Here is a 4978-nt window from a genome sequence, read left to right on the forward strand (position 1 = left end):
GTGACAGGTTCTGCTTTGCTGGTGTCTACTCCTACTGAAGTAGCAGGGCAGGTTGGTATTGATGCGTCACTCGCCACAGGGCCAAGGCCATTTAGTTTGCGTTACAGCGCCCACGTGCCCGGTAATATGGTGGCGATTGGTAATGCCTCATTGATTTGCGATCGCACCAATGCATCCTGCTTAAACGGACTAGCCACTGGCAATGTCGGCAACAACAGCGGTGGTCTGGCCATGCAGATGCTAGATTCCGATAGCGATCCAAGTACCTTTAACTCTAGCTCTGCCGATTTAACCCTGCCTGTCGGTGCCAATGTGTTGTTTGCAGGTCTTTACTGGGGGGGCACCTCTGACGGTGCCACCACGCCTGCACCGGATGCCAGTAAGCGAAATGAAGCCTTGTTAGCTACGCCAGAGGGAGGCTATCAGACCGTTACGGCAGATACGTTCACAAGTATTGATAACTCTGCAACAAGCGGCTGGGATGTATACAGCTCCTTCGCGGATGTGACAAGTTTGGTGCAAGCGGCTGGGAGTGGTACCTATACTCTAGCGAATGTACAGGCAAGTACAGGCACAGGATTTACCTATCCCAATGCTGGTTGGTCATTAATCGTGGTGTACGAAGATCCAAGTGAGCCCCGACGGAATATGACTGTTTTCGACGGGTACGACTTCTCAGGGTTCAATACCGGCAATACCCAAACCTTAACTGGGCTAAGGACGCCACCAACACCAGGCTTTAGTGTCTTTATGGGTGCATTCGCGGGGGATGGCGAGCCGGATGTAAGCGGCGATACACTGTCGATTAATAATACTCCGGTGTCCGACCCCGTGAACCCATTAAATAACTTTTATAACAGCACAATTTCTCAGTATGGGTCTCATGTCACAAGTCGTACTCCTAATGATCCCTACAATATGGTTGTGGATATTGATCTTCTAGATCTGACGGCTTGGAACGAAGCCAACAACGTCATTCCGACCAATGCAACCAGTATTGATTTGAACCTATCCACGTCAGGTGATGGCATCTGGCCTATGGTTTACTTCTTTGGGGTGGAGGTGTTTGAACCGAATCTGGTCACTGAGTTTGAGAAGACCACCCCCCAAACAACTTATCAGAATGGGGATACGATTGGTTATACCATTAGTGTTACAAATACAGGGAATGATAACGCCGTTAACACGGTGATTACGGATATCATTCCGACAGGAACAACCTTTGTACCGGGATCGTTGAAAATTAATGGAGTGACTAAAACCGATGGTGCTACTGATGAAGCTGAGTTTGATGGCACCAACGTTATCTTTCGTGTAGGTACGGGGGCAAACACCACCCAGGGGGGGCAGTTAAACGTTAACGAGACGGTGACCATGTCCTTTGAGGTCACTGTTACAGCTGCGCCTGGGGAAAAGGTTTGTAACCAGGCTTCAATTGACTATGAAGGGGAAGCCAGTGGAAATCAGGCATCAGGGACGTCGGATGACCCAAATACAGCGACATTTGGTGACTGTACTGAAATTACAGTAACGCCTCCTACAACAACTGTTGACTATGGTGATGCTCCTGATACTACCGCCAGCACCGGTAATGGGGATTACCAAACCTTATCCGCTAATAGTGGTCCTACCCATACCATTGACAATAGCACCTATTTAGGGGCAGGAGTAACAGCTGATACGGATGGCTTTGGAGATGGCACCGATAATAACAATAACGCTACCGATGATACCGATGATGGGGTTCAAATTAATAGCGCTAGCCTACAAGGACAAACTCTACCGATATCGGATAATGTTAGATTAGATATCACTACAGCCGGGTCTGGAGTGCTGAATGCTTGGATTGACTGGAACGCAGATGGAGACTTTGATGATAGTGGTGAGCAAATTGCTACCAATGCTAGTCCTAGTGGAAATGCGATCGCATTAAACCTAACTGTACCAGCTGGAGCTACCGTTGGTAATACTTATGCACGTTTCCGGTATAGTTCTGATACTGGCCTTACTCCTACTGGTGCCGCTAGTGATGGTGAGGTAGAGGATTATCAAATTGCGATCGCTAACTCTACACCAACGACTGCCTCTGTAGGGGATCAAGTCTGGGAAGACCTAGATGGTGATGGCATCCAAGATCCTGGAGAGCCTGGAATTCCCAACGCCCTAGTCAATATCTACAAATCTGACAACACCTTAGTTGATGCCACTTTTACCGACAGTAGTGGTAACTACAGTTTCAGCGACCTTGACCCAGGGGATTACATCATTGAATTCACCTCCCCTGCTGTGGGCTATAGCTTCACTCGCCAAGATGCTGGGGATGACACCCTAGACAGTGATGCCGATCCAGTCACAGGTCGCACCGATACCTTCACCTTGGCTGCGGGAGACAACAATACCAGTATTGATGCTGGACTTACCCTTAAAGCCAACACTATTGTCGCTTGCGATATCATACCACTCCAGGCTACCAATTGGACTGAAACCCTGAACGTAGAGAAATTTGATTCTGCTCTAGGGAGCCTGGCCAGGGTAGACCTAACCCTGAGTACCCTGATTGCACAAGAGTTAATCTACGAGAATACGGCAGACCAGCCAAAAACAATAACCGTGAACCAGGAGGGAGAAGTCAGTGTTTCCTTGCCTGATACTAACGCCAATATTACCAGAAATTACAACCAATCCACCGACTTCAATCTACCAGCCTTCGATGGTAGTGATCCTCCTGACTTTAGCGGCACTTCCGGTGGCAGGACTCCCACGATTCTTGCCTATGAAACCCATACCGAGGAGTACACTAACCTAGCTGATTTCATTAGCTCCTCATCACCAGTGGAAACCGTCAGTATCCCGGTGAATACTACCTCTGCAGCTACTTTCATTAACTCTCAGAACGCTTCCACTGGCTCTAGTAGCGAGGCAACCGCCGGATTGTGTGTCACCTATACCTACAGTTTAGTCCCGAAAGAACCTTCAGCCAGCATAGTCCCGGAAGAAGCTTCACCGGAAGCCGGAAATATCGTTATCAACGAAGTCCTCTACGCCCAAACTGGCAGCAGTGCTGAAGCTAATGATGAATTCATCGAACTCTATAACTCTTCCGATAATGCTGTAGATATCAGTAACTGGAAGCTAGCCGATAGCAACCTGATTTTTAACAGTACTGATAATACTGGCAACATTACTGGTGATGCTGCTAATCCGGCCTATATCTTCCCCAACAACACCACTCTCCAACCAGGGGAATACGCTGTTATTTGGATTGGCAACAATACATCAGACCATCAAGCTCCCGATGCTGCATTCCAGGATTGGTTAGGAAAGGCAGCCAAACTTAACAATGCTGGAGAAGATATCTGGCTGTATGACGAGGAATTCAAGATTGTAGACTACATTGCTTATGGCTCCAATAACGCCATCAATACTCCACCCTCAGCTGAATTGAATCTGTGGGATGACACCTACCAACGAGACTTAGATGGGGCAAGCACTGGTCAATCGATTAGTCTCACCCCCAATGGAGAAGACGGAAATACTAGTGCTTGCTGGGAGCATACCCTTAGTAATGATGCCAATGGCCGTTGTCCTGAATTCCTGGAAACCAGGGATACAGATACGGTGAGTGTACGCCAAACTAGTGTTGGAGTTTATAACAATATCTTGCCCAATGTCATCCTGGTCAAGCGGATTACTGCTATTAAACCCAAAGATACCAACCAGTGGATAGAGCTACCGCAATCCGGCTCACCCTTTATCGATGGCATTGATGGTGGCAGTTCTGAGAATAACGTTGGTTCCGACCGTGCTGCTGATGACAATGACCCCAACTGGCCGAATCCTGATGTGTATCTGCGGGGATTAATTAACTCTGGGCAAGTGATGCCAGGGGATGAGTTAGAGTATACTGTATATTTCCTCTCCAATGGCAGCAACGATGCTAAAAACCTGCGCATCTGTGACCGAGTGCCTGGGGAAACTACCTTTATTACCGATTCCTTTAATGCCACAGCTGGCTTCCCAAGTAGTGATGTCGGGATTGCCATGTTCCAGAGCACTACTGCCCTAGCCTCAGGTGGTCCAGCTGAACCGAACATCTATCTTACTAATATTCCCGATAGCGATCGCGGTCGGTATTACGGGCCAGGAACCTCAGTGCCATCGGGATGTAATGTCACCTTCAATCAAAATGGAGTAGTAGTAGTGGAAGTTGGGGATGTGCCAAACGCTGATTCACCCGGAAACCCACCCAATTCCTATGGATTTATTCGCTTCCGGGCTTTAGTCAAATAAGGCAGAATTAAGAATTTAGAATGCAGAATGTAGAATTTAGAATTGTGAATGGTGAAGGCAGAATGGTGAATTAAAAATTAAGAATGAATAATTTAGAATTAAGAATGGTGAAGGCAGAATGGTGAAGGCAGAATGGTGAAGACAGAATGGTGAATTCCCAATTCTACATTCTATCTAAATTCCCAATTCTACATTCTACATTATTAATTCCCAATTCTACATTCTAAATTCTACATTCTAAATTCTACATTCGCAACTGTTCACTAAACTCATCTAAAGAGTTAACGGTTAATGCTATTGCCATCAACTCTTCTAGTTGTTCGAGAGTTAAAGCTTGAATTCTCAGGGATATCTCTAAAGGAATCTCTGAAAATCGCAGTTTAAGGATGCGCTCTAAACTGCCTCGACGTTCTTGTTGGATGCCTTGCTCAATGCCTTGTTCAATCCCTTGTTCAATGCCTTGTTCAATCCCTTGTTCAATCCCTTGAGCAACACCCTCTTGTAAAATTTCCTGATACCAGGGTGATTCACGTAATACTGTCATATCCCACCTCATGATTTGTTGAATTAAGGGTATTTCTAATACAAAGCTAGCGAAAAAAGCTAACAACGGTTCTAGTTGGTTCAAGGTTTGATCTGCTCTTAGTGCCTGGACGGCTGAGCGCAATTTCGCTTCACTACCACCTCC

Annotated in this window: 2 protein-coding genes; one reads left to right on the plus strand and one right to left on the minus strand. The window is 46.7% G+C overall.

What is annotated here, in order from left to right; translation table 11 throughout:
* Positions 1 to 21 precede the first annotated feature (21 nt).
* Positions 22 to 4290, plus strand: a complete 4269-nt coding sequence (locus tag F6K37_RS26840; RefSeq protein WP_287253411.1) for a choice-of-anchor E domain-containing protein — start codon at positions 22 to 24, stop codon at positions 4288 to 4290.
* Between the two features lie 244 nt (positions 4291 to 4534).
* Here F6K37_RS26840 and F6K37_RS26845 read toward each other — a convergent pair.
* Positions 4535 to 4978 (minus strand): DUF4351 domain-containing protein (locus F6K37_RS26845; RefSeq protein ID WP_287253414.1); only part of this gene is annotated, 444 nt, incomplete at its 5' end.

It is taken from the genome of Moorena sp. SIO4E2 (assembly GCF_010671945.1).
GTDB lineage: Bacteria > Cyanobacteriota > Cyanobacteriia > Cyanobacteriales > Coleofasciculaceae > Moorena > Moorena producens.